Here is a 24,241-nt window from a genome sequence, read left to right as displayed (position 1 = left end):
AGCGTAAAAATACGAACTTCGATAACAAAAGGCCAATCCCTAGGGTCCAGAACTAGCTTTGCTCGATCCTCCTATCCCCTGCCCTCTCGCATCTAGACCTCCACTAGAAAGGATAAACAGCCCTACCCTAGAAGATTGGATTTCAGTATCTAGTACCAATCCACTAAACTTATAGCTAGGATTTACCTAGATGCGTCTTATCGGCCATGAGTATTAAAGACTATATATGTATCTTTGCTCGTTATTTCTTCGGAAGAATGTAAGAATAGAACGGATATGTCTAAGAACCGCAAGCGGTATCAACAATATACAATCCCACTAGGAATCCTCCTAATCCTTATTTTATCGGCCTGCGTCTTTCGCCGTCCTATACCCCTTGCATCTCCCAAGGTAGAGGCAGAGCAAGGCAATACGCTCGATACAATCCTTCTCGCAGTACCCGACAGCCCTGCAAAGGCTATTGACACGATCTCTCTACGCATCGATAGCCTCTCGGCAACCAACGATAGCCTTCGCCTACTAGATAGCATCTTCATAGACTCCCTACGCCCTAGGACAGACAGCCTTACCGTAGCAGACAGCATCTCAGTGGTCGATAGCTTACAGAACCAAGCAGATAGCAGCAAGCGCAACCCCGTAGTAGATGGTTTCGACGACATCATCGAGTACAAGGCCAAGGACTCTATCGTCATGATCGGATCCAATCTAGCATATCTCTTTGGGCCAAGTACAGTGGACTACAAGGACAAAGGACTGGAAGCTAACTTTATGCGTATGAATGTAGACAGCAACCTTGTCTACGCTCACTACGTACTAGACAGCCTCGGTCGCCCTACGGCTCACCCCAAGTTTAGGGACGGCGACCAAAGCTATGAAGCCAAGACGATGAACTACAACTTCAAGACAGCCAAAGGGTTCATCACTGGGGCCGTAACCAAACAAGGTGAGGGCTATGTCGTGGCTGAGCGCACGAAAAAGGATACAGAGGGGCACATGTACATGGAGGGTGGCACCTACACCACGTGTAGCGACCTAGAGAGCCCCCACTTCTGCCTAAAACTCACCAGAGCCAAGGTACGCACGGGTAAGAATATCGTCGCAGGGCCATCTTATCTAGAGATCCTAGGCGTACCGCTACCTATTGGTTTGCCTTTCGGATTTTTCCCGTTCTCTAGCTCCTACTCCTCTGGGATCATCATGCCTAAGTACGGAGAGGAAGCACAGCGAGGCCTCTACTTGCGAGAGGGAGGCTACTACTGGGCGATCAACGACTATGTAGATCTAGCGATCACAGGGGACTGGTACAGCCGGGGCTCATGGGGGGTAAATGCTAGCTCCAACTATCGCAAACGCTATAGCTACAATGGCGGATTTAACCTCAGCTACATCGTTACCAAAACGGGTGACGAAGATGTGGCAGGCGACTTCACTTCGACCAAAGACTTCCGCATCAATTGGACGCACTCGCAGGACGCCAAGGCAAACCCCAACCAGACCTTCTCGGCAAGTGTGAACTTCTCCACCAGTAGCTACAACCACAATTCACTCAACACGCTCTACAACCCCAATCTCTCTGGTCAGAACACCAAGAGCTCATCTATCAACTATAGCCGTACGTTCGTCGGCACACCATTCCGCCTCTCAGCCTCAATCGATGCCTCTCAGACCTCATCGACCAAAGAGGTAGCCCTTACCTCGCCCAATATCTCGGTAAGTATGAACCGTATCTTCCCATTCAAAAGGAAGAAGCGTGTGGGCAAAGAACGGTGGTACGAGAAGATCGGACTCAGCTACTCAGGACAACTACGCAATAGTATCTCGGCCAAAGAAGACGAAGTATTCAAGAAGAACCTCATCAAGGACTGGCGCAATGGTGTCAGCCACAGCATTCCGATCTCGGCATCGTACAAGATATTTGACTATATAGATATGACGCTTAGCGCCAACTATACGGAGCGCTGGTATAGCTACAAGTCAGTCAAAGAGTACGACCCCACGCAAGACAGGCTTGTAAGCAAAAGGAAGTACGGCTTCAACCGATCCTACGACTTCAGCACATCGGCTAGCCTCAATACCACACTCTATGGTTTCTTCAAGCCTTGGCGTATCTTCGGCGACAAATTGCAGATGATTCGCCATCGTATGACTCCAAGCATCGGGATCAGCTACCGCCCCGACTTCAGCGAAGACTTCTGGGGATCTTGGCGGCACATCGAGTACACAGACAAGAATGGTAATAGAAAGCAAGAGATCTACTCGCTCTTTAGCGATGATCATATCTTCGGAGGAGCAGGCCGAGGCAAGAGTGCATCACTCAACTTCAGCCTAGACAACAATATCGAAGCAAAGATCCGCAGTAAGCAAGATACGGTAGAGAGCTTCAAGAAAGTCAGCCTTATCGATAACTTCTCCGTCAGCACAAGCTATAATATGGCAGCGGATTCGTTTCAGCTGAGCGACATCAATGCACGTATCAACCTCAAGCTCTCCAAGAGCTTCAACCTCAACCTCAGCGGATCTTTCGACCCTTATATGTACGGGCATACGACTAGCCCCGATGGGACGAAGCGAGAAATAAGACTCAATAAGCTACGTGTCTTCAACGGCAGAGGAATTGGCTCGCTCAGAGGGACGGGGACATCATTTAGCTATACCTTCAATAATGGCACTTTCGAGAAGCTCATGAAGCTCTTCAGTGGCGAGGACAAGGACAAACAAGGTAACAGATCGGGGAAAGACTCGGGCGAAGGCACCGACAATATGCAGGGACCCAACCAAACGAACCGAGATACATCTCTGGGAGAGATAGCAGCCAATCAGAATGCTAGTCAAGACGGAGGATCGATGTATGGCAATCAAGACGATATACAGTACGATGCAGACGGCTACGGTATAGCTTCTGTACCTTGGAATCTCTCAATCAGCTATGGGGTCAATCTCAACCGAACGACTTTCGACTTCGATCGTGACGAGTATAACTATGGGCTAACCCACAGCTTAATGTTCTCGGGCAGTATACAGCCAACGAAAAATTGGTCGTTCAACTTCAATGCGAGCTATGACTTCCTCAGCAAGAAGATAGCCAACATGACCCTCGGCATCAGCCGAGACCTACACTGCTGGAGTTTCACTGCTAGTGCCATTCCGTTTGGCCCGTACAAGAGCTACAATCTGACTATCGGAGTCAAGAGCTCACTACTCAAGGACCTCAAGTACGACAAGCATAGCCGTCCTAACCCATCAGTCTGGTATTAGTAAGGTCTAAGTTTGGAAACTCTATTGTACAGAGCGGTAGACTTCGTCACTTTTTCCGTACCTTTGCAAAGATGTTCCCTAAGAAACGATATGAACTAGAGGCAACATCTAGAAAGAACTTGCATGTTACTGACACTAATTAAAGGTATCATCATAGGTATTATCATCTCAGCTCCACTAGGACCTGTGGGTTTGTTGTGCCTGAGAGAGACCATATATGGCGGACGCAAGGAAGGTTTGCTCACAGGTGTAGGAGCCATGATTAGCGATGTCCTATATGGTTTTGTTGTTTACCTAGGTGTGGGCCTAGTCTTGGACTTCGTCAATGCGTACGATGCCGCTCTGCGCATTTTGGGCGGAGTGATTATTATGATTTTTTGCTATGTGGTTTTTCGCAATGCTGGCAAGGGCGTCAAGCATCAACCCACCAAGCGCCTCAGCAAGATACATGGCCTGCGCAAAGTCGTAACGGCTTTCCTCGTCACACTCTCGAACCCTTTCATCATGCTCTTGATCCTACCACTATATACGCGCTTCGGATTTGTCCGAGAGAGTAGCACGCCCGGGCTAGAACTAGCCCTTGCCCTGACGGCCATAGGCATCGGCTGTATGCTATGGTGGGTACTGCTGACTTACTTGGTTACGAAACTCTCACAGCGTATGGGGGACCGTGGTGTAATGTGGATTAGCCGTGGTGTAGCGACAATCCTATTCATCATCGCCATCATTGGTATCTATACAGGGATTGAGTCCTATTACTTGGCTCACTATTAGTGGCGTCTAACCAACGAAACAGCTACATTAATATGAAAAGAACAACTATCCCATTCGTCGATCTATCCTCAACTTCTATGACCGACCTCCCGCTTCTTCTCGAGAGCAGAGGGCGTCGCCTACATATTGACACCTTACCATGGGAGGCCGACTTCCCATATCAACCGATAGCGGTGGTAGATATTGCCCACTGCCATGAGGGTATTGCTCTGCACTACTTCGTCAGAGGTCTAGATCTACGTACACTATCGGAGGGAGATGGTCACTATGTTCACGAGGATAGCTGTGTGGAGTTTTTCATGCAACGTGAAGAGGGGGAAGCCTATATCAACTTCGAGTTTAATGCAGCAGGTGTCTGCTACGCCTCTCATCACCCAAGAGTTGGCGAAGGGACTGGCTTCACTGCTGAGGAGTTTGCGACAATCCGCCGCCATGCTACGTATGCCGATCAGAAGCTAGACCAAACAGGCCTGCATACGTGGGAGCTAACTGCCCTAATCCCATGGACAACCATGGGATATGCCGAGGGAGAGCGCCCACAGTCAATGCGAGCTAACTTCTACAAGTGTGCAGACGGTACAGCACACCCACACTACCTATCTTGGTCGCCAATCGTAGAGGAGCAACCAGCCTTTCACAGACCTCAGTTTTTTGGTGAGCTGATTTTTGAGCAAGCCTAGAGTTGGCTGTAATGTTTCTGTCCGCTAAGGTAATATCGGCGAAGCAGACTAAATGTTTTGATACCCTCGGGGTTCGGAACCTTTGTTTGGGCTAAGTTCTCTCGTCGATCAGCCTCGAAGTCGGGACGCATCGTACGATAATCTCTATGCGCCTGCCAAACTGCCCTAGCATGGCGCACTTGCCCACGCAGCAAGAAGACCAATAGAGCCAAACAATCCAACAAAATACGTACCCGAAGTACTGCCTCAAGGCGTGCTTCGGGTAAATTTTTGTAGAGCATAAGCAGATTATTGCGGAAGTTGAGGTAGGTTTTGCGCGGATGCTCCGCTGCTAGACTAGCACCTCCCACATGATAGACTATCGAATGGGGAGCTAGAGCAATTCTCCCTCCCCGAGCTACTACACGCCAACAGAGATCTATCTCCTCTTGATGCGCGAAGAAGCGAGCATCGAGCCCCCCAGCCTGCAAGTAAGCCTCTCGGCGAATGATCAGACACGCACCAGATGACCAGAGCAGATCTGTCGCAACTTCATCATACTGCCCCCTATCCGCCTCCAAGGTATCGAAGATACGCCCCCGACAAAATGGGTAACCATATACATCTAGATAGCCTCCAGCAGCTCCTGCATACTCAAACATCTCAGGCGAACGATAGGCACGTATCTTGGGTTGTACTGCCGAGATGTCCGAAGAGTGTTCAAGCAAAGCAAGAGGCTCATCGAGCCAGCCTGCGGTCAGGGCCACATCACTGTTGAGGAGGACGATTACCGAGTGCTCAAGCATCTCTATTGCCCTATTGTAACCGAGGGCAAACCCATAGTTTTGGTCAAATGCAATACATCGAACATCGGGATAATGGCTCTGTAAATAGGCGACCGAATCATCGGACGAACCGTTATCAACAATGATTAGCTCCGCTTCGGCTGGCGTAAACGCAACCCAAGAGGGCATAAACTGCTCGAGCAGTCTACGGCCATTCCAGTTCAAGACAACGACAGCTACACGCCTGAGTCTTTCCATCGGACTAGTTGATTTGAGAGGGAGTGGATTGCGCCTCGGGGGGCTTGAGCTTCCACCTGCGATGACTCCAGAGCCAGCAGGCGGGATCTCGCCGAATAGTTTGCTCCAGCTCATGGATATAGAGCTTGGTGAGCTCATGCCTTGGCAGCAAGTGTGGGGTAGCGCTCAACAGCTTCATTCGGCCAGTATAACAACGATTGTTATGACGAACGACGTCCATATACACCACGGGCAACTGATATTTGGCAGCCAAACGCTCCGCTCCGTCGAGGAACGCAGTAGGCTGATTGAGGAAATCTGCCCAAAGGCCCACTCGACCGTCCTGCCCGGGTGTCTGGTCTGCGATGAAAGCAATGGTATGCCCAGAGTCTGGGCTCTGACGCATCAGCTGAATCAATCGTCTACCGACTTGGTCTTTGGGGGTCGTCATCGAGCCGAGTGCAGAGCGCATCTCTAGCTGTACCCGATCTAGCGCCTCATCTTTGAGGGGGCGGTAGAGCTGCTCCTGCTGAATGCCAATCTCGTCGAAGTAGATTTGTCCTGCACTGAACAACTCCCAATTACCACAGTGCCCCATGAGAACAAGGGAGAGAGGTTTGCCCTCTGCTTTGAGCATGGCGAAGATCTCCATACCCTCGACAAGCATATGCTCCCGCTTAATGACCTCGGTGGGCTGAGCTAGTAATTTGGGAGAAGAAAGGAACTGAAAAACCAAATGGTCATAGAAGTCGTGAGCAATACGCTCTAGCTCGGCAGTACTCTTCTCGGGGAAGCTACGCTTGAGATTGTCGTAGACCACAGCACGGCGATAGGCTATGGGGCCTCTAAGCAGTGCAGCAATACCTTTGCTCAGGGCTGTGAGTACGCCCCAAGGCAGACGTCTGAGCAGAGCAAAAAAGGACTTGTACAACTGGTATTTCATACCGCAAAGGTAGTTAGATTAGGAATAATCCCGTATCGCTCAGCCCTGTAGTTTGTACCAGCTCCATTGACCCGACCCGATCGGCTTGATATGGGCGGCCAACACGTACATAATTGTCGGAGTAGCCCGTCATCCAGCCATCGTCATTGCCCTCCTCCCAGATCACACGCATCTCTCGACCTATATTGGCCTCGTAGAATGCCCTGAGCTTATCCTCCGAGAGCCTCTGCAATCTCTGGCTACGCCTGTGCTTTTCTCTTGGGTCTACGCTATGGGCAATGCGCAGAGCCATCGTACCTGACCGTTCGGAATAGCTGAAGACATGGAGCTGAGAGCAGTCCAACTCTGTGAGATAATCTACACAAGCCTCATAGTACTCTGGGAGCTCGCCTCTAGTACCCACGATCACATCTACCCCAATGAAAGCCTCGGGCAGACGCTCTCGGATATAGGCGACTCTACGAGAAAACAGTGCAGTATCGTATCTACGACGCATCAGCTTGAGGACCTCATCACTACCACTCTGCAGAGGGATATGGAAGTGTGGTGCTATACGTTGGCTCTCGGCACAGAAATCAATAATATCCTCTGTGAGCAGATTTGGCTCAATCGAGCCTATACGGAAGCGCCGAATACCAGAGATAGTATCGAGAGCCTTGAGCAAATCGAGGAAACTCTCTCCTGTGCTACGACCAAAATCTCCGATATTCACCCCTGTAAGTACAATCTCCAAGCCCCCCAACTGCTCGATGCGTCGAGCCTCCTGCACAATCTGAGCAATAGAGCCATTACGGCTACGGCCTCGTGCTTTGGGGATAGTGCAGTAGGTACAGTGGTAGTCGCATCCGTCCTGCACCTTGAGGTAGTGGCGGGTACGCTGGTCGCTCGAGGAACTGATGTGGAAGTGCTCAATATCCTTGGTCGCCGTCGTAATCGTCTGAGCTTGATCTTGCTCTCGGCTCAGCTCCAGCTGACTAAGATAGTGCACGACATCGAGCTTCTGCTCGGAGCCAAGTACCAAATTGACGCCCTCGATCTGGGCGACCTCCTCTGGGCTAAGCTGAGCATAGCAGCCCGTTACCACGACGAAAGCCCCGGGGTGCTCTCGATGGGCCTTACGAATCATATAGCGACACTTCTTGTCCGCCAGCTCCGTCACTGAACAAGTATTGATCACACAGATATCGGCATGCTCTCCCGTGCGCGCAGTGCGCACGCCTTGTGCCAACAAAGACCTCCCGATGTGAGAGGTCTCTGCGAAGTTTAGCTTACAACCCAGTGTATAGTAGGCTGCAGTTTTGTTCTCAAATATAGAGTGATCTGTCATCTAATGTTGATTATTGCTAGAGCGAGGGGCAAAGATAAGCATAAGATAGGTGCGAATAGAACCCACTAACGCAATGCCCAACCCAGTATAGAAGCCAGCAATGAAAGTATAGCTAACGAGCCCCGAGTAGCGTAGAGCAATACCTAGGGTCATCATGAAGGCCATAATCGCCCATGATGATGGGGTAAAACAGCGATAAATTGGCAGAAACTCCCGACCACTCTGCTGTATTACCTTGATATTTTTGGCCACGACCCTAGGGAATATCCCCAGAGCAAAGAAGATGTACGCCCCAAAAGCCCAGTAAATCTTGGCCGAAGAGGCAAGATTCCAGACCCCGTAAGCAATATACAGTACCTTGGCGCCTGCAACAAGCCACAGCAGGCTAGCTATGATGTAGAGTCCTCTATGTGATATTTTCGTCATTGTATGTGAATATTACTCCATCTCCTCTTGTAGGAACTGATCCACATCAGGTATGTTCACTGGAGTAATAGCACTATCCATTCCTGCTGTGTGATCTAGCCCCACACCTCTCTCCTCTTCGGCTTCTTGACCCGAAAGTGTACCAAAGGTACTAATAACTTCCTCAAGTCCTTGTACAAACTTGTCGATATCTTCCTCATAGACAAAGACACGCTGGCGCTCTCTCTGCCCAGTACGGGTATTGATACGACTCTCGGAGATAACCAAATAGTTATTCCCCTGCTGATCCTGCTTCGCATCTAAATAATAGAAACGTGATCCAGCCTTGACACACTTGGAGAAAAGCTCCTTAGATGCCGAATATTCTTTTTCTTTCATACTATAATCTCTTCCTCTAGTTGTATTAAGAGTTATCATTATTGAGACCTAATCCACCTATTAAAATTGTTCCCTAGCGAGGTGCATTCTACATCATAACTACCAATATAGTACTTTTTGTTTGGTCATTAGTTAATATTTCTAAACACTAATCGAGCAAGAAACATCATTTTATATGTTATTTTTTGATAAACAAGACCAACACAATAAGCCTTTTCCCCTAGTTAAAAGCGAATTAAACAGATCAGCCGCCAACGATATTTTTCACACAATTGGGTGCAAAGAAACTTACGCCTATATACGCACAGACTCGAAGCCTAGCAGACACTCAAGCTCTCGACAAGGTATAGGATACCACGAGAGGGACAAAAGGCCGAGAAATTAGCGATGGCAAAGATAGGTTAAGCGGCAAAATTCTCTAGAGCAAACTTAGCTCTATATAGAGCAAGGTTACCTCTACATAGAGCAAGCCTATCTCTATGTAGAGCTAAGCTTGCTCCAAAGTTTCCGCCCAAGAAAGCGCAGGGCGCTCGTCCCCCTATACAAAGACTACTGCTAGCAAGCCCAAAGCCGTTCACCAGAATATGGCTAGTGGACGACCTGCATCATGCATAAACGGCTGTGGGGTCTACGAAGTTTGCTCCGCACGAATTTAGTCGTCTGCCTGAGATCAGACACCTAATTTGTGGCACCCTTGGCTCAATCTCTGCATTTTCCATTGACACATCTCGTACTCTTTACGCAGGCTGCTGCAGCAATAAATCCTACAACAGCTCCTCTCCTACCAGCGAACTCTCCCAAACACAAAAAGCGATGTGCCGAAACTTACATCTCGACACATCGCCTATAATATGCAAAAAAGCCCTCAAGAAACTCCAGCACAGAGGGACTTTAACCAACAGACTAGAGCTGTCTAACTAGATAAACGTAGACAGGATAGTGATCGCTGTAACCATTCTGAAACTGTCCATAGCTGAAAGTACGGAAGGGATACCCCTTAAACTGCCCAGTCTTCTGCGTCAGCATAGAAGAGTTGCAGATGCGCCCATAGGCCTTCGTCGTCTTATCCTCGAGCAGCTTGAGCGTAGACAGATCCGAACCGATGAGGTTGCTGGTCACGACGATGTTGTCAAATAAGTTCCACACATCACGATAGGCCAAAGTACCTAACCCTTGGCGATGTAGCTTGGCCATGACATTGAATAGATCTCCCTCTCGGATCTCGTCGAGCTGATTCTTACTCATCAAGCCTTTGGTCAGGCTAGGCGACACGGGATCGTCGTTGAAGTCGCCCATGAGAATGACCTTTTGGTCTGCTCCGATGCTCGTAAGCGAGTCCGTCACCCGCTTCATCACTTTGGCCGCCGACATACGTCTATTAAGCGAGATCTGCTCCCCTCCTGCACGGCTAGGCCAGTGAGCGACAAGTATGCTGACGGGCTCGCCTAGGATAGTCCCATTGACCTCCAGCACATCTCTAGTCTTGATCTCTGGTTCGCCCGAGATATTGACGGGGTGTGGGCGAGCATCTGTAAACTTAAACACAGAACCTCTATAGAGCAGGGCGCAGTCGATACCACGTCTATCTGGCGAGTCGAAGTGTACGATACTATAACCATGAGCAGCAAGCGTAGGGTGAGCAATCAGATCTTCAAGCACCTGCCTATTCTCTAGCTCGCAGACCCCAAGGATATCGGGGGCTCTATCCTCGGCAATCTGATTGATCGCCGCAGCCATATTATCCAACTTCATCTGATAGCGCTCTGGCGTCCATTGATTAGAGCCATTGGGCAAAAAATCGGCATCGTTGTTGGGGCCATCTTGAGTGTCGAATAGATTTTCGAGGTTGTAGAACGCCACTGAGATCTTGGCATACTTCTGTGCATATCCTTGCCCGACGCCTAGAAGCATCAGGGCTAGAGATGCTGTGAGCATTAGCTTCCGCATAACAAAAGAGCTTTAATATAAAATTCATAACTTTGAGCCAGTCAAAGATCTGATTGATTACTTGGACTTTCTCGACTTGGGGCAAATTTAATAAAACTTATTAGAAGCTGAATTTCAATGGGAACGTCCGTGTAACTAGATGATTGTATCGGATCTTACCTACTTATATAATGTATAGACATGAAGCGATTACTTACAGTATTGGCAATGGGTCTAATAACCGCTGGCTCACTCTCTGCTCAACAGACGCAGCGAGGGCAGGTTGTAGACCAAGCTAGTGGCAAGTCGGTGGAGGGCGTATCAATCTCCGTGTGGGGGCCCGTACGCACACGACTGCAAACCGACCGTAACGGATACTACACACTCGAGAAGCTACCTCAGGGACGCTACACGATCACCATCACAGCGCCCGGCTATGAGGCACAGCAATTCGAATACATACAGACAGCCTCGGGAGCCAAGCTCCCACTGCTACGCCTTGCACCCATACAAGACGCACAAGGATTCTCCACCGAAGATCTAGACATAGTAGAGGATCTATCCGAGGGCGGCAGCTCACGTACTGATCTTGGGTCGCTACTATCTGCGAGCCAAGACCCATTCAACAACGCAGCGAGCTTCGCCTTCAGCCCAGCTCGCTTCAACCGCCGAGGCTACGACTCTCCCTACACAGCTCAGTACCTAAACGGTATCCCGATGAACGACCTCAATACAGGCTACTCGGTATGGTCGCTCTGGGGTGGGCTAAACGATATGACCCGCAACCAAAGTCTAAGCGAAACGCTGGAGCCAATAGATGTGGCTGTCGGGACAATTGGTCTGACAAGCAATCTACAAATGAGAGCCTCCAAATATCGAGCTCAGCGACGCCTAACCTACTCCAATAGTAATAGGACCTACAGCAACCGTGCTATCTTCTCTTGGACTACGGGGCGTATGCAAAACGGCTGGTCACTGGCTCTCTCTGGTAGCAGACGCTGGGGCAATGGACTATACTCTTATGTACGAGGGCAACACTACGATGCCAGTAGCTACTTCCTAGCCATAGAGAAGCAACTCGGCGACAACCACAGCATCGGTTTGGTTGCCTTCGGTGCTCCCACACGCCGAGGCGTAGCGAGCGCATCGACCCAAGAGGCATATGATCTAGTAGGCTCCAACTACTACAACCCCAACATGGGGCGCCAAGGGCGTAACTGGCGCAATGCTCGTGAGCGAGATAACCACGAGCCCGTCGTACAGCTCAGTCACTACTACGACAATCTAGCCAAACATCTACAAATCAACACGACTGCGAGCTACCGCTTCGGCTACAACAGCTATTCGTCGCTCAACTGGTACAATGCTCCCGACCCTCGCCCAGACTACTACCGCTATCTACCATCTTACTTCACAGAAATGGCTACTCCGGGCAAAGAAGACCCCGAAACGGCCCTGCTGTACGAGGACTACTGGCTAAGCGACCCCAATACACGCTACATCAATTGGGAGAAGCTCTACCAAATCAACCGCAGCAATACTGCTCCTCTCTACAACTCGGAGGGTAAGTTACTGGCCGAGGGTAAGCGTGCACTCTATATGATAGAGCGACGCCACAGCGACCAGCAGGAGTTTGCTCTGGCCTCCTCACTCAACTGGATCGCGAACGACTGGCTTAGGCTGGATGCAGGCGTCAACTACCGCCACAATCGTACAGAGCAGTACACCAAAGTAGGTGATCTACTAGGGGCGGACTATGTGTACGACATTGACAAATTCGCAGATCGAGATTTCGGGGGTGACCCTAGCAAGGCTCAAATGGATCTGCGCAACCCTGACCGCATCGCCCGAGAGGGGGACCGCTTCGGCTACGACTACGATGCCATTATCGACAGAGCGCAGGGCTGGCTGAATCTCAAATACAACTTCCGCCACTTCGATGCCTACACAGCCGTATCGCTCACATACACCTCTATGTATAGACACGGCAATCAGCAGAGAGGTCTATTCCCCAACAATTCACTAGGAGCTTCTCCCCGCACGGACTTCACCGACCTTGCGGCTAAACTTGGGCTAACCTACAAGATCAGCGGCCAACACTTCCTCCTGCTCAATGCCGCCTACGTGGAGCAAGCCCCTACGTTCACTAGTGTATTTATCTCTCCTCGTACTCGAGATACACGTATCTCAGATCCCAAGAGCGAGCGCATGCTCTCGGCCGATCTGAGCTATGCGGTTCGTCTACCTTGGCTACGTGGTCGCTTGACTGCATTCTATACCCGAATTGCAGACAAGACCCGTACGATGAACTTCTACTCCGACCAGCATGCCGCCTTCTCCAACTACACCCTCTCGGGCATTGCAACCCGACACATCGGAGCCGAGGTTGGCCTAGAGGCCAAGCTATCCCCTACTCTCACACTCAATGGAGCTATGGCTCTGGGGCAGTATGAGTACGACAGCAACCCTGAGTATATCCAGACGATCGACAACGTAAACCGCATCGTCGAGCAAGATGTCGTGTACTGGAAGGGACTCAATATCTCGGGAACGCCACAGACGGCTGCCACGCTTGGTCTAACCTATCGAGCCCCTTGGTACGGAACATTTGGGATCAATGCCAATTATTTTGGACGCAACTACATCTCCATGGCTCCTGTACCTCGCACCGATGCTAGTCGTGCCTTCCTCCCAGAGAGCAAGATCCTGCCCGAGCGCCTCAAAGATGGGTTCACGGTAGATCTTTTCGCAGGCTATTCATGGCGTATCAAGCGTGATGTATTCCTCCGCCTCAACCTATCGGTGAGCAATGTACTCAACAATAAACAGATCCACAGCGGAGGCTTTGAGCAGCTACGTACACGCTCCTACACCAACGAGGCAGGCGAAAGCACCCTACATACACCATTCGCCTCCAAGTACTACTACCTCTATGGGACGAACTTCTTCTTCAACACGTCGCTTCAGTTCTAGGGTATAGGTTCTTCAGACACATAATATATGATACAGATTATGAAATGGCATCAAACATTGGCTGTCCTAGCTATGATACTCGGCCTAACGACAGCTTGCAACTACAATAGACCAGACGAACCAGCCCCCCAAAGTGGGCAGGACTTGATTGAGAAGCTCAAACCTACTCATACGGTAGCTCAGCTCAAAGCCCTCTACCCCGGCTCGCCTCTCACTATCGCCGAAGATGTGATCGTGAGTGCCACGATGGCCTCGGACGACACCGAGGGCAACCTCTACCGCACCTGCTACATACAGGACGAAACAGGAGGTCTAGAACTCAAGCTATCTTTGGGTAACCTTAGCACTATTTATCCGCAGGGGAGCAAGATTTATCTGCGAACTCGTGGTATGACCCTCGGCCGCTATGCCCATCATATCAACCTTGGCTATAGATCTCTTGACCCCAAGTATGAAACGGCATTTTTCCCCGAGAAGCTCGTCCCCGAGGTTCTATTCTTCGTCAAGAGCGGCTCCATAGAGCCTCGCTCACTGAGCATCTCGGGTGTAAGCCCCCAATACGCAGGTACACTCGTGCGCATTGAGGGGGTGCAATTCCTCGAGAGCGAGCTCAACCAAACCTATGCAGCACCAGACGACCGAAAAAGCCAAGGGTACGTCAATCGCACTCTAGTGGATCGGACTGGCAAAACCATCATCGTACGCACCAGTAGCTATGCCAAGTTTGCTGGTCGTAAGCTCCCTCAAGGCTCGGGTAGCATAACGGCTATCTTGAGCTACTTCCGTGACACGCCTCAGCTGCTCCTACTCAGAGAGTCGGACGCCAAGATGAGTGCTGCTCGCTTCTAATGTCCATAATCAATCATTCAATATTCAATGAAAATCTTAGGTAACATCCGTATGCGCTCACTCCATCTATTGGCTGGAGTGCTAGCTTTGGGTAGCATGTTCGCCTCTTGTAAGGACAACGACGATGCCTACCAAACTCCCAAGCTAACCGTGGAGGGAGTCAAGAACGAAACTATAGAATACAACAAGGACGGCGGCTCTGCCAACTTTACCCTACAAACCAATCGTAAGTGGAGTATCTCCAACTCTAGTTCTTGGATAGATGTGAGTCCCAAGGAGGGAGCATCCGGCTCGCACACCATTACAGTAAAGGTGCTACCCAATACTTCTGGCGCTCGTCTAGGACAGCTACTCGTCAAGGCTGGGACGAAGACTCAGGGCATCAAAATCAAACAAGCAGGTATGGACGGCTCCGACGATCCTCAGCTCGAGGGTATGCCTCTCTCCGAGTTCCTAAAAACCTACGACAAGGGGACAGATATCCCCAGCATCAATGATGATGTCTTCTTCGAAGCTGTGGTACTTACCGATGTCGCTCAAGCTAATCAGCCATTCAGTAAACTCATTGTAGTACAAGCAGGCGAAGTCGGTATCCCCGTGATCCTAAAAGACGAAGTACGTGATCTAAAGCCCGGAGAGGTAGTGCGCATCAAGGCCAAGGGGGCTAAGTTAGCGTATTTCAATGGTGTTTCTCTACAGCTCACCTTGCCTAATGAAGCCAGCCTAGAGCGAAAAGGAGAAACACGCACGCTAGAACCTAAGGCTCTGACGATCGCTCAGATCTACGAAGGCAAGTACGACAATATTCTCGTGCAGGTATCGGGTGTGCAGTTCATCAACACAGATGGTACTCTTGTCAAAGACTCTAAGACAACTAACCATCAGATTACGGACTGCCAACCTACCCCAGAGGGCAAGAACAAGGTAAGCGTGACGGTCTTCAAGAATGCTAAGTTTGGCTCAGAAGCTATCCCAGAGAAGCGTGGTAGCATCACTGGAGTCCTACAACTTACTAAGGACAAAAACGACAAGACGCAAATCCGTTTCTACAACATTGCTCCTCGCAACCTAGCCGATATGCAGATGACAGAGGATCGTTGCCAAGAAGGGAGCATTCCCGAGCCACAGCCCGGAGAAACAGTCAAGATGAGTCTTGAAAACTTCATCAAGAAATATGACACTGGAGCCGATGCTAAGGTGGAGGAAGCCGTAGAGCTCACTGTAGCTCTGCTCAACGACTTTGAGGGCAACAATATGCAGAGCCTGCTCAACCTCATCGTGCAAGAAGGTAATCTTGGTATCACGCTCCGCCTCCCCAAGGGTAGCAAGCCACAGTTCGCCAAGGATGCGGAGCTCAAAGTACTCGCTCATGGCGCTACTGTGAAGAGATACAACGGCTCTCTACAAGTTGACTTCACAGATGTAGCCGATGCACTAACGGGCAATAAGATCTCCGCAACTGGTCAGACCAAAGCTATGACACCTGCTGAGCTAACCGTAGAGCAGCTACAAGCTCAGAAAGTGGAGAATATCCTCGTGAAAATCAGCAAGACTCAGCTCAAAGACACCAACGGCGTCCTCAACGACGACACGAAAAAGACGGCATATCTACCTCTTGACACCGACCCTGCAATCACAGGTAAGGTTACCTTCTCTCTAGGTATCTCGGCTTACGCTCCATTCAAGGGCGACACACGCCCCTCCGGTAGCGGCTCTATCGTTGGTATCCTAAGCAAAAACATCAACAAAGATGGCGTATGCCAATATACTCTCTGGCCAAGAACTAAGGCTGATATGGCTCTGACTTCTCCTCGCTTCGGCGAAACCCCCAAGCCAGACCCAACGCCAGACCCCAAGCCAACACCCAATGGCGCTGATCTAATGATCATCACTTATGTAGAGGGTGGAGGCAGCAATAAGTATATCCAGATCTACAACCCTACGGATAAAGCTATCGACCTAAAGGAAGGAGGCTACAGCCTGCAAATGGATAACTACGGCAAAGATGGCAAGGAGGGGGCTAAAAAGTCGGGCATCAAGAAAACGGCACTCACGGGCAAGCTAGAAGCCAAGCAGACACTCGTATTTGCCAACCCTAGGGCAAACGCCTACAAGGGTGATGTAACCCAAGATCAGGAAGCATTGAACTTCAACGGCAATGATAACGTAGCACTCTTCAAGGGAGATACGATGATTGACGTAATCGGTACGTGGGGAGAGGTTTGGCTAAATGGCTCTAATGGAGCAGGCAAGGATATAACACTACATCGCAAGGCCGACATCAATAAGCCTAACGCAACCTACACTCCTGACGAATGGGTCGTGCTCCCCAAAGATGATATAACGACCCTAGGCAAACGCTAATCAAGCATAGACAATGAAGCAATTCAATTCAGTAGCAGGGTGTATAGCCCTGCTACTTGCTTTAGTCCTCACGGGCTGTATCGGCAGTAATCGTGGAGAGCCCGAAATTACGCTCAAGGTTTCTCTAAGCACTTCCGACTCTCACGCCAAAGTCAAGCTACTCAACCATTCGAGTAAGACATTCTTCTTGCAGGTAGAGAGCAATGGAGCTTGGCGCATCGAGAAAGAGCCGAGTATCTCCTCTAGCTGGATCACACTTGATGCAATGGAGGGCAAAGGGAATCAGGCTATTATCGTGAAGATCAAAGAAAACCTAGGCGAAGAGCGTAGCGTCGTCCTCAAAGCTCGCATCGGCAATAGCACAGATAGCTTCCAAATTATTCAGCAGGGGCAGCACAAGCCAAGCCCACAGCCCGATCCCGAACCTGCCCCCAAGGACGAACATATACTAGGCGATCTCAATCTCATTGAGCTACCTCGTCTAGCTGGAGGAGTGCACAACTACTTCATCACGCACTACCTCAAAGATGGTTCGGTCAATTACTCTCTTGAGTACGATACCGAGCGACGACACTCCCGCTGGGTTGCATTCACCTTCGACAAGAACAACTCCAAGAAAGTAACCAAGCGATCGGACGAATGGGACTGGGATCCTAAAGTACCCAGCCAGTTCGATACAAGTGACTTCTTCAGAGGGAGCGGCTTCGATCGTGGACATCTCGTGGCTTCGGAAGATAGAGTACACAGCAGAGAGGCGAATGTACAGACTTTCTACTACACCAATATGAGCCCACAGAGAGGTCCTCTAAACCAAAAGTATTGGGCCAAACTCGAAGACCTCATTAGAAGCTGGGGACGAGATAACAATTTCCGTGATGTCCTATACGTAGCTAAAGGAGGAACTATATCGGACAATCTCATAGAGGGACGTCGCCTAAAGGGCACAATGGTAATCCCCCAATACTACTGGATGGCAGTCGTAGCCCAAAGAGGGAGTGACTACCAAGGTATCGCCTTCTGGGTAGAGCACAAAGCCCACCCAGATAATACTCGTCACTTAGGTAAGGCTATCAAGATCCGTGAACTGGAAGAAAAGACTGGACTAGACTTCTTCCACAACCTGCCCAACACTATTGAGGAGCAAGTAGAGATGCAGGTACCCTCTACCATACTCTGGCCTAGACTGTAGACAAGCTCACGTATATTGCAAGAATGGATAAAAGGAGGACGCCAGACGGCGATCCTCCTTTTATTATTTGATCTTGTCCTCGGGCAAGGCCTACATGCTCCGAGGCTTGGGTATCACCCTACATTAAACTTCTCCTGCCTCTCGACTAACCTCGGGCTCCAAGGCTTATACTTGACGTCGTAAAACAAAAATGCTTGAGGAGTGTATGTTCAAGCCTATTCAAGCCGGTCTATTAGCCTTCTATATGGCCGCATAAATGCCCACAAATACATTTATTTTTTTTAGCTTTGTCCCTAAGTAAATCACTTTGTCAATAGAAGTATGTCTATACGATACATATCGATGTGTACCGCAATGTTGGTTGGTTGGAGTGCGTCACTTCAAGCCCAAACCGAAGTTAGGCGCTACAATGCGACGGCGGACACCGACTATGGAGTTGTCTACCGCCTACCACGCACACAGCTAGAGGTGATCGCCACTGTACGCGAGCGTATATATACACCGGGCGTATATGCCATTTGGGCGGAGAAGTATCTCGGGGTGCCTATGCCCAATCGAGCAGAGAGGCAATACGAGATCACTGATGTGCAGATACGCACCTATGGTGTAGCCGACACTGAGAAGCAGTACCTCATAGCTTTTGACAAACGTACTATCGCCCCCTTCGTTTCTCTGGGGCAAAACAATCTCATCTACAACATCAATGGACGAGAAGAGCCTAAACTAGAGGCTAAGACACAGCTCCCCACGCCTACACTCCCCGATAGGGCACTACCAGCTCTGCCACGAGAGTATAGCCTAGCGACCTCGGAGGCCAAACAAGCAGAGCTAGCTGCTGCATATCTGTACGAGGTGCGTGAGGCCGCTATGAGCATCGTCACCGGAGAGGTAGAGAGTATGCCCAAGGACGGAGAATCCATGCGCTTGATCCTTGACAAGCTACGCACGGAGGAGAAGCGCACCCTACGCCTATTCGCAGGGGATACAACTGAGCGCTACACGCAGCATCGCTGGGAGATAACCCCAGAGTCCGAGGATATGAACGGCCGTATCTTGTGTCGCTTCTCGGAGGCAGAGGGGGTACTCGATGCTATGGCACGAGAGGGCTATCCCGTGCTTTTTAGTTTACAGATCACAGAGCGAGCACCAGAGCTAAACAACAAAGACCGTAAAAAACATGAGAAGCTAGAGGGCATTACCTACAACGTGCCGGGTGCTGGCATAGCGACTGTTGATTACTCTGGCAGACCCCTAGCTAGACAATCCGTCCCTATCACTCAAGTTGGTGGAGTGCAAGTGCTGAGCAAGAAAATGTTCAACGTCAAGGACGCTGGCATTACAGCCGTCTATTTTGACCCCAATACTGGTGCCCTAGAGCGCATCGTCAATGAGTAATAAATAAACCCAATAATAACTTTCTAACAACTATCACCTATGTTCAAAAATCACCCTAAAGGTTTGATCGGGGCAGCACTAGCCAATATGGGCGAGCGCTTCGGATTCTACATTATGATGGGCGTTCTGCTGCTCTTCCTACAGTCTAAGTTCGGGCTTAGCGGAGAGAGGGCAGGCGTTGTGTACTCTATCTTCTATGCCTCTGTGTATATCTTGGCTCTAGTAGGAGGGATCATCGCAGACTCTCTGAAGAACTATAAGGGCACGATCTTCGTTGGTTTGTTGATCATGACTTCGGGCTATCTACTGCTCGGCGTACCCGGTGGCACCAACGAAACATGGCTATGGATCACATACGGAGCTCTCGCTCTGATCTCATTTGGCAATGGTCTATTCAAGGGTAACCTACAAGCACTCGTAGGCCGCATGTACGATACTGATGAGTATCGCCACATGCGTGACTCTGGGTTCAGCCTTTTCTATATGTTCATCAACGTAGGAGCTATTTTCGCCCCCCTATTCGCTGTGGGTATCCGTGGCTGGTGGCTCAAAGCCAATGGTGTGGCTTATGACGCTACCCTACCAGAGCTCTGCCACAAGGTGCTAGACAACACTGCCACTGCGGAGCAGATGACGCGCTTCGAGCAGCTTGCCATGCAGGCCTCCAATGGCACGATGACCGATGCTTCAGCCTTCGCTCAGCAGTATCTCGATATCTTCAACACGGGATATCACTATGCGTTCTGGGCTGCCGTAGGTGCTATGCTCATCTCTCTGGTGATCTACATCTTCAACCAAAAGCAATTCCCAGCAGACCAAAAGAAGGCGTCTGTACAGCAGGCCGCTACGACTGCAACACGTCAGGAGGTAACGATGGCCGCTAGCGAAATCCGTCAGCGTATCCTAGCCCTATGTGCCGTGTTTGGCGTGGTAATCTTCTTCTGGATGTCTTTCCACCAGAATGGTGTTTCGCTCACACAGTTCGCCAAGGACTACATCAACCTCTCTAGTCTACGTCTAGACCTTGGCTTCACAGTGATTGAGGGCGTAGAGGTATTCCAGTCGGTTAATCCATTCTTCGTGGTGTTCCTCACTCCATTTGTGATTTGGCTATTCAGTTTCCTCAACAAGCGTAACCTCGAGCCCTCTACACCCAAGAAGATCGTGATCGGTATGCTCATCGCTACCCTAGCCTTCGTAGTTATGGCAGTAGCCTCTATGACGATGCCAGCTGCCTCCGAGCTAGCTGCCACGGGTGGTCTAGATGCGGCGATGAAGCTATCTCCTTGGCTCATGGTACTGACCTACCTAATCCTAACGATCGCCGAGCTGTTCATCTCTCCTATGGGTATCTCATTCGTGTCCAAGGTAGCACCTCCTCACTTGCAGGGTATCATGCAGGGTCTATGGCTCTGTGCTACTGCCGCTGGCAACTCCCTGCTATTCGTGGGTATGATCCTATACAATAGCCTACCTATCTGGATGGTTTGGGTATGCTTCGCAGGTGCATGCGCCTTCTCTATGTTCGTGATGCTTGGCATGGTGAAGTGGCTCGAACGTGTAGCTAAGTAACACCTAGACAAAAATCAAACGACAGAGATGCATCAGCCTCTTCGTCTATCGGTCGCCCGACTTTGGTTCCGCAGATGGAGCCGAAGCCGGGCGGCTGTCTTTCATTCTCTTGGCACTGCTGTCATGATTGGGCGTCTATCTAGTAGTGTACTAGATAGCCTTGCTCGCAAGAGCCGTACCCTAGCCGTAGAGAGTGAGGCGAGAGGTGAGGTGTCCTATCAAGCAAAGCACGAGGGTGAGGACGAGGAGCCGCTCTTCTATACTACCGTATATAACTGGCAAGCCTTGTACACGCCAGCCCTTGGCCTGAGCAACAACCAACATAGCGCATCGTCTATCTCTATGATAGATGATGCGTATATAACATATAGTAAAGGGGGCTGTGTCAAAATTGAATTTTGGCGCAGCCCCTTTTAAGGTATCCCAGAATGTACAAAATGCAAGGCGCTAAGACTGAGTCTGACGAGAGCATACTTAAAGTATGTGACCGAAGCCGACGACGAAGTCCGTGCGGAGCAAATATCGCAAGTAACAGAGCAGTTTGTACATTACGGCACATCGCCTTTTTGGGTGTTTAAGTATATGCAAGGATTGCGTATTCTGTGACACACCATCTTTTTATTCATTTATCACTTAAATATGATTTCAGAAATTAAGGAACGTATTCTCTCTGGCGGAGCTATTAGCCAAGACGAAGCACTGGCTCTGCTCACTACCCCCAATAAAGAGGAGCTCTACGAAGCAGCCCACGAGGTCACCAGACACTTCATGGGTAATGCCTTCGATACCTGCTCGATCATCAACGCCAAGAGCGGCAACTGCCCAGAGGACTGCAAGTGGTGCGCCCAGAGCGGACACTATGCGACCTCGGCCGAGAGATATAGCCTCGTCAGCCCCAGTGTCTGTGTGGCACAAGCTACCTACAACCACAAGCAAGGCATCGGACGCTTCTCCCTCGTGGCCAGTGGTCGCAGACAGACCGACAAGGAGATCGACATGATCTCGATTAGCTATCGAGCCATCAAAAAGGCCAACCCAACACTCAAGTGCTGCGCCTCACTTGGCTTGCTCTATGAGCATCAGCTCAAGAAACTCTTCGATAGTGGCGTGACGACCTACCACTGCAATATGGAGACTGCCCCGAGCTACTTCGCCGAGCTATGTACCACGCACAGCCAAAAAGACAAGGAGGAAACGCTCGCAGCAGCTAGGCGTGTCGGCATGCGCATCTGTAGCGGTGGCATCATCGGTATGGGCGAGAGTGCAGAGCAGCGTGTGGAGTTAGCCTTCTACCTCAAGAGCATTGATGCGATGAGTATCCCGGTCAATATCCTCCAGCCTATCACGGGGACGCCACTTGCCGAGGCTACACCTCTGAGTGAGGAGGAGATCCTCACGGCCATTGCGATTTTCCGCCTTGTCAATCCTCGTGCTTTCCTCCGCTTCTCGGGCGGCCGTGCACAGCTTAGCCCCGAGATGCAGCGACGAGCCATCTATATTGGTATCAACTCTGCTATCACTGGCGATCTGCTGACCACGATCGGGCAGCAAGCCAAAGACGATATGGCGATGATCGAGGAGTGTGGGCTAGAGAATAGGACTGTAGACTGGGAGGTCAGCTACGACTACTAAAACCCTAGAGCTATGAATACAGAGAAGCTACTGGCCATAGACCGACGACATCTGTGGCATCCCTATACCTCCACGATCGATCCACTACCCGTCTACCCGGTAGAGCGCGCCGATGGCGTGTATATTACGCTCAAAGACGGGCGCAGACTCGTCGATGGCATGAGTAGCTGGTGGGCAGCTGTACACGGATACAATCACCCACGGCTCAACGAAGCTCTGCGCCAACAGAGCGAACGTATGAGCCATATTATGTTCGGTGGACTAACCCACGACTCAGCTGGAGAATTGGCAGACGAACTTCTCAAGATCTTGCCCAAGGGTCTAGACTGCCTCTTCCTAGCAGACTCTGGCTCTGTAGCTGTAGAGGTGGCACTCAAGATGGCCATTCAGTACCAAGCTGCTAGAGGAGAGCGGCAGCGCTTTCGCTTTGCCACTCTAGCAGGAGGCTACCATGGCGACACTTGGCATGCAATGAGTGTCTGTGACCCCATAACGGGAATGCACAGCCTATTCTCGGGTTCTCTCCCTCGGCAGCACTTCTTGCCTAGACCTATCTCTAGGTTTGGTGAGGAGTGGCAGGAGAGCGATCTTGAGCCGTTGGAGCAGCTCATTGAGCAGTATGGAGCGGAGCTTGCCGCCCTAGTGCTAGAGCCTATTGTACAGGGGGCTGGGGGTATGTACTTCTACCACCCCGAGTACCTACGTAGGGCTCAAGCGCTGTGCCGGGAGGCTGGAGTACTGCTAATTTTTGATGAGATTGCCACAGGATTTGGGCGTACGGGCAAGCTCTTTGCTGGGGAGTATGCTGGCGTCGTCCCAGATATCATGTGCATCGGCAAGGCACTCACTGGCGGATATATGACCCTCTCGGCGAGTATCACCACGAAGGCTATCGCAGATACCATTTGCTCGGGCGAGGCTCGCTGCTTTATGCATGGGCCTACCTTTATGGGCAATCCACTTGCCTGCGCCGTGGCCACCGAGAGTATCCGCTTGCTGATGGAGAGCCCTTGGCAGGAGCGGGTCGCTCAAATAGAGGAGCAGCTTAGGGCAGAGCTCGCACCAGCCCGAGGTCTGGCATCGGTTGCCGACGTCCGGGTACTGGGAGCTATCGGAGTGGTTGAGATGAAGGCGCCTGTCGATATGGCTTCGCTACAAGCTAAGTTGGTGGAGCAAGGTATCTGGGTACGCCCATTCGGGCGATTGGCCTATCTGATGCCTCCCTTCATCATCAGGTCCGACGAGCTTAGTCAGCTTACCTCGGGGCTCATCTCTGCACTGCAAGCCCAATAGGGGAACGAACCCATAATCCAAGAGGCGGAAGGGGCTGTGGCAAAAAATTAAACTTTGTCCACAGCCCCTTTTGCCAGATCTGAAGACATACCTCCATACACACTCTATTATTTGGAGTAGAAGTCTTTCTACTTTTCTGTTAAGATATGTAAAGAAACAACCCTCAAATTTGAAGAGGAGAGAGGTTAATTTAGGGGGAAAGACGAAGGGATTTCACAAAATTGAAGGGCTTATTTTGGAGGATTGGTGGGCTAATCGCTTGGG

General features: G+C 50.5%; 18 protein-coding genes. 12 read left to right on the top strand and 6 right to left on the bottom strand.

Annotation, left to right across the window (positions count from 1 at the left end; translation table 11 throughout):
- The first annotated feature begins 276 nt into the window (after positions 1-276).
- The 3 genes from HQ41_RS02075 (at position 277) to HQ41_RS02065 (ending at position 4,709) form a co-directional block, all read left to right on the top strand.
- A complete protein-coding gene (locus tag HQ41_RS02075; protein WP_044187216.1) occupies positions 277-3,255 on the top strand; it encodes a putative LPS assembly protein LptD in 2,979 nt (992 codons plus the stop codon).
- 123 nt (positions 3,256-3,378) lie between these two features.
- Positions 3,379-4,029, top strand: coding sequence for a LysE family translocator (locus HQ41_RS02070; protein WP_044187213.1), 651 nt, complete (start codon positions 3,379-3,381; stop codon positions 4,027-4,029).
- Positions 4,030-4,061: 32 nt separating this feature from the next.
- The gene (locus HQ41_RS02065) at positions 4,062-4,709 is read left to right on the top strand and encodes a carbohydrate-binding family 9-like protein (RefSeq protein WP_044187210.1); all 648 of its coding nucleotides are present in this window, start codon (positions 4,062-4,064) and stop codon (positions 4,707-4,709) included.
- On the opposite strand, the gene HQ41_RS02060 is transcribed toward HQ41_RS02065, so the two are convergent.
- The 6 genes from HQ41_RS02060 to HQ41_RS02035 all read right to left on the bottom strand — a co-directional run bounded on the left by HQ41_RS02060 (position 4,706) and on the right by HQ41_RS02035 (position 10,731).
- Entirely contained in the window at positions 4,706-5,731 is a 1,026-nt protein-coding gene (locus HQ41_RS02060) for a glycosyltransferase family 2 protein (RefSeq protein WP_044187208.1), read from the bottom strand. The two genes, HQ41_RS02065 and HQ41_RS02060, sit on opposite strands and share 4 nt — an antisense overlap.
- Positions 5,732-5,735: 4 nt before the next feature.
- Positions 5,736-6,653, bottom strand: a complete 918-nt coding sequence (locus tag HQ41_RS02055) for a lysophospholipid acyltransferase family protein (RefSeq protein ID WP_044187205.1) — start codon at positions 6,651-6,653, stop codon at positions 5,736-5,738.
- 13 nt (positions 6,654-6,666) lie between these two features.
- Positions 6,667-7,980 (bottom strand): tRNA (N(6)-L-threonylcarbamoyladenosine(37)-C(2))-methylthiotransferase MtaB, encoded by a 1,314-nt coding sequence (gene mtaB / locus HQ41_RS02050; RefSeq protein ID WP_044187203.1) that lies wholly within the window; start codon positions 7,978-7,980, stop codon positions 6,667-6,669.
- On the bottom strand, positions 7,981-8,406 hold the full coding sequence (locus tag HQ41_RS02045; protein ID WP_044187201.1) for a hypothetical protein: 426 nt from the start codon (positions 8,404-8,406) through the stop codon (positions 7,981-7,983).
- Between the two features lie 12 nt (positions 8,407-8,418).
- Positions 8,419-8,784 carry a DUF3276 family protein gene (locus HQ41_RS09240; RefSeq protein ID WP_052405234.1) on the bottom strand — a complete coding sequence of 122 codons (366 nt, stop codon included), beginning with the start codon at positions 8,782-8,784 and terminating at the stop codon, positions 8,419-8,421.
- A gap of 903 nt (positions 8,785-9,687) precedes the next feature.
- Positions 9,688-10,731 carry an endonuclease/exonuclease/phosphatase family protein gene (locus HQ41_RS02035; RefSeq protein WP_044187199.1) on the bottom strand — a complete coding sequence of 348 codons (1,044 nt, stop codon included), beginning with the start codon at positions 10,729-10,731 and terminating at the stop codon, positions 9,688-9,690.
- Between the two features lie 207 nt (positions 10,732-10,938).
- Between HQ41_RS02035 and HQ41_RS02030 the strand changes: the two genes are divergently transcribed.
- The 9 genes from HQ41_RS02030 to bioA all read left to right on the top strand — a co-directional run bounded on the left by HQ41_RS02030 (position 10,939) and on the right by bioA (position 23,977).
- Positions 10,939-13,683 (top strand): TonB-dependent receptor, encoded by a 2,745-nt coding sequence (locus HQ41_RS02030; protein WP_235316878.1) that lies wholly within the window; start codon positions 10,939-10,941, stop codon positions 13,681-13,683.
- Positions 13,684-13,722: 39 nt separating this feature from the next.
- Positions 13,723-14,532, top strand: a complete 810-nt coding sequence (locus tag HQ41_RS02025) for a DUF5689 domain-containing protein (RefSeq protein WP_152567306.1) — start codon at positions 13,723-13,725, stop codon at positions 14,530-14,532.
- 27 nt (positions 14,533-14,559) lie between these two features.
- Positions 14,560-16,896, top strand: a complete 2,337-nt coding sequence (locus tag HQ41_RS02020; RefSeq protein WP_044187190.1) for a DUF5689 domain-containing protein — start codon at positions 14,560-14,562, stop codon at positions 16,894-16,896.
- Between the two features lie 13 nt (positions 16,897-16,909).
- A complete protein-coding gene (locus HQ41_RS02015) occupies positions 16,910-18,085 on the top strand; it encodes a DNA/RNA non-specific endonuclease (protein WP_044187188.1) in 1,176 nt (391 codons plus the stop codon).
- A 342-nt stretch (positions 18,086-18,427) separates the two neighbouring features.
- Positions 18,428-19,480 (top strand): DUF4831 family protein, encoded by a 1,053-nt coding sequence (locus tag HQ41_RS02010; protein ID WP_161780571.1) that lies wholly within the window; start codon positions 18,428-18,430, stop codon positions 19,478-19,480.
- Positions 19,481-19,519: 39 nt separating this feature from the next.
- Positions 19,520-21,052: a peptide MFS transporter gene (locus tag HQ41_RS02005; protein WP_044187182.1), complete on the top strand. Its 1,533-nt coding sequence runs from the start codon at positions 19,520-19,522 to the stop codon at positions 21,050-21,052.
- A 27-nt stretch (positions 21,053-21,079) separates the two neighbouring features.
- Entirely contained in the window at positions 21,080-21,469 is a 390-nt protein-coding gene (locus HQ41_RS02000; RefSeq protein WP_152567305.1) for a hypothetical protein, read from the top strand.
- A 222-nt stretch (positions 21,470-21,691) separates the two neighbouring features.
- Positions 21,692-22,684: a biotin synthase BioB gene (gene bioB / locus HQ41_RS09840; protein WP_044187177.1), complete on the top strand. Its 993-nt coding sequence runs from the start codon at positions 21,692-21,694 to the stop codon at positions 22,682-22,684.
- A gap of 12 nt (positions 22,685-22,696) precedes the next feature.
- Positions 22,697-23,977 (top strand): adenosylmethionine--8-amino-7-oxononanoate transaminase, encoded by a 1,281-nt coding sequence (gene bioA, locus HQ41_RS09835; RefSeq protein WP_044187175.1) that lies wholly within the window; start codon positions 22,697-22,699, stop codon positions 23,975-23,977.
- Positions 23,978-24,241 lie beyond the last annotated feature (264 nt).

This window comes from Porphyromonas sp. COT-290 OH860, assembly GCF_000768935.1.
GTDB lineage: Bacteria > Bacteroidota > Bacteroidia > Bacteroidales > Porphyromonadaceae > Porphyromonas.
This window is presented reverse-complemented; position numbering and strand designations above follow the sequence as displayed.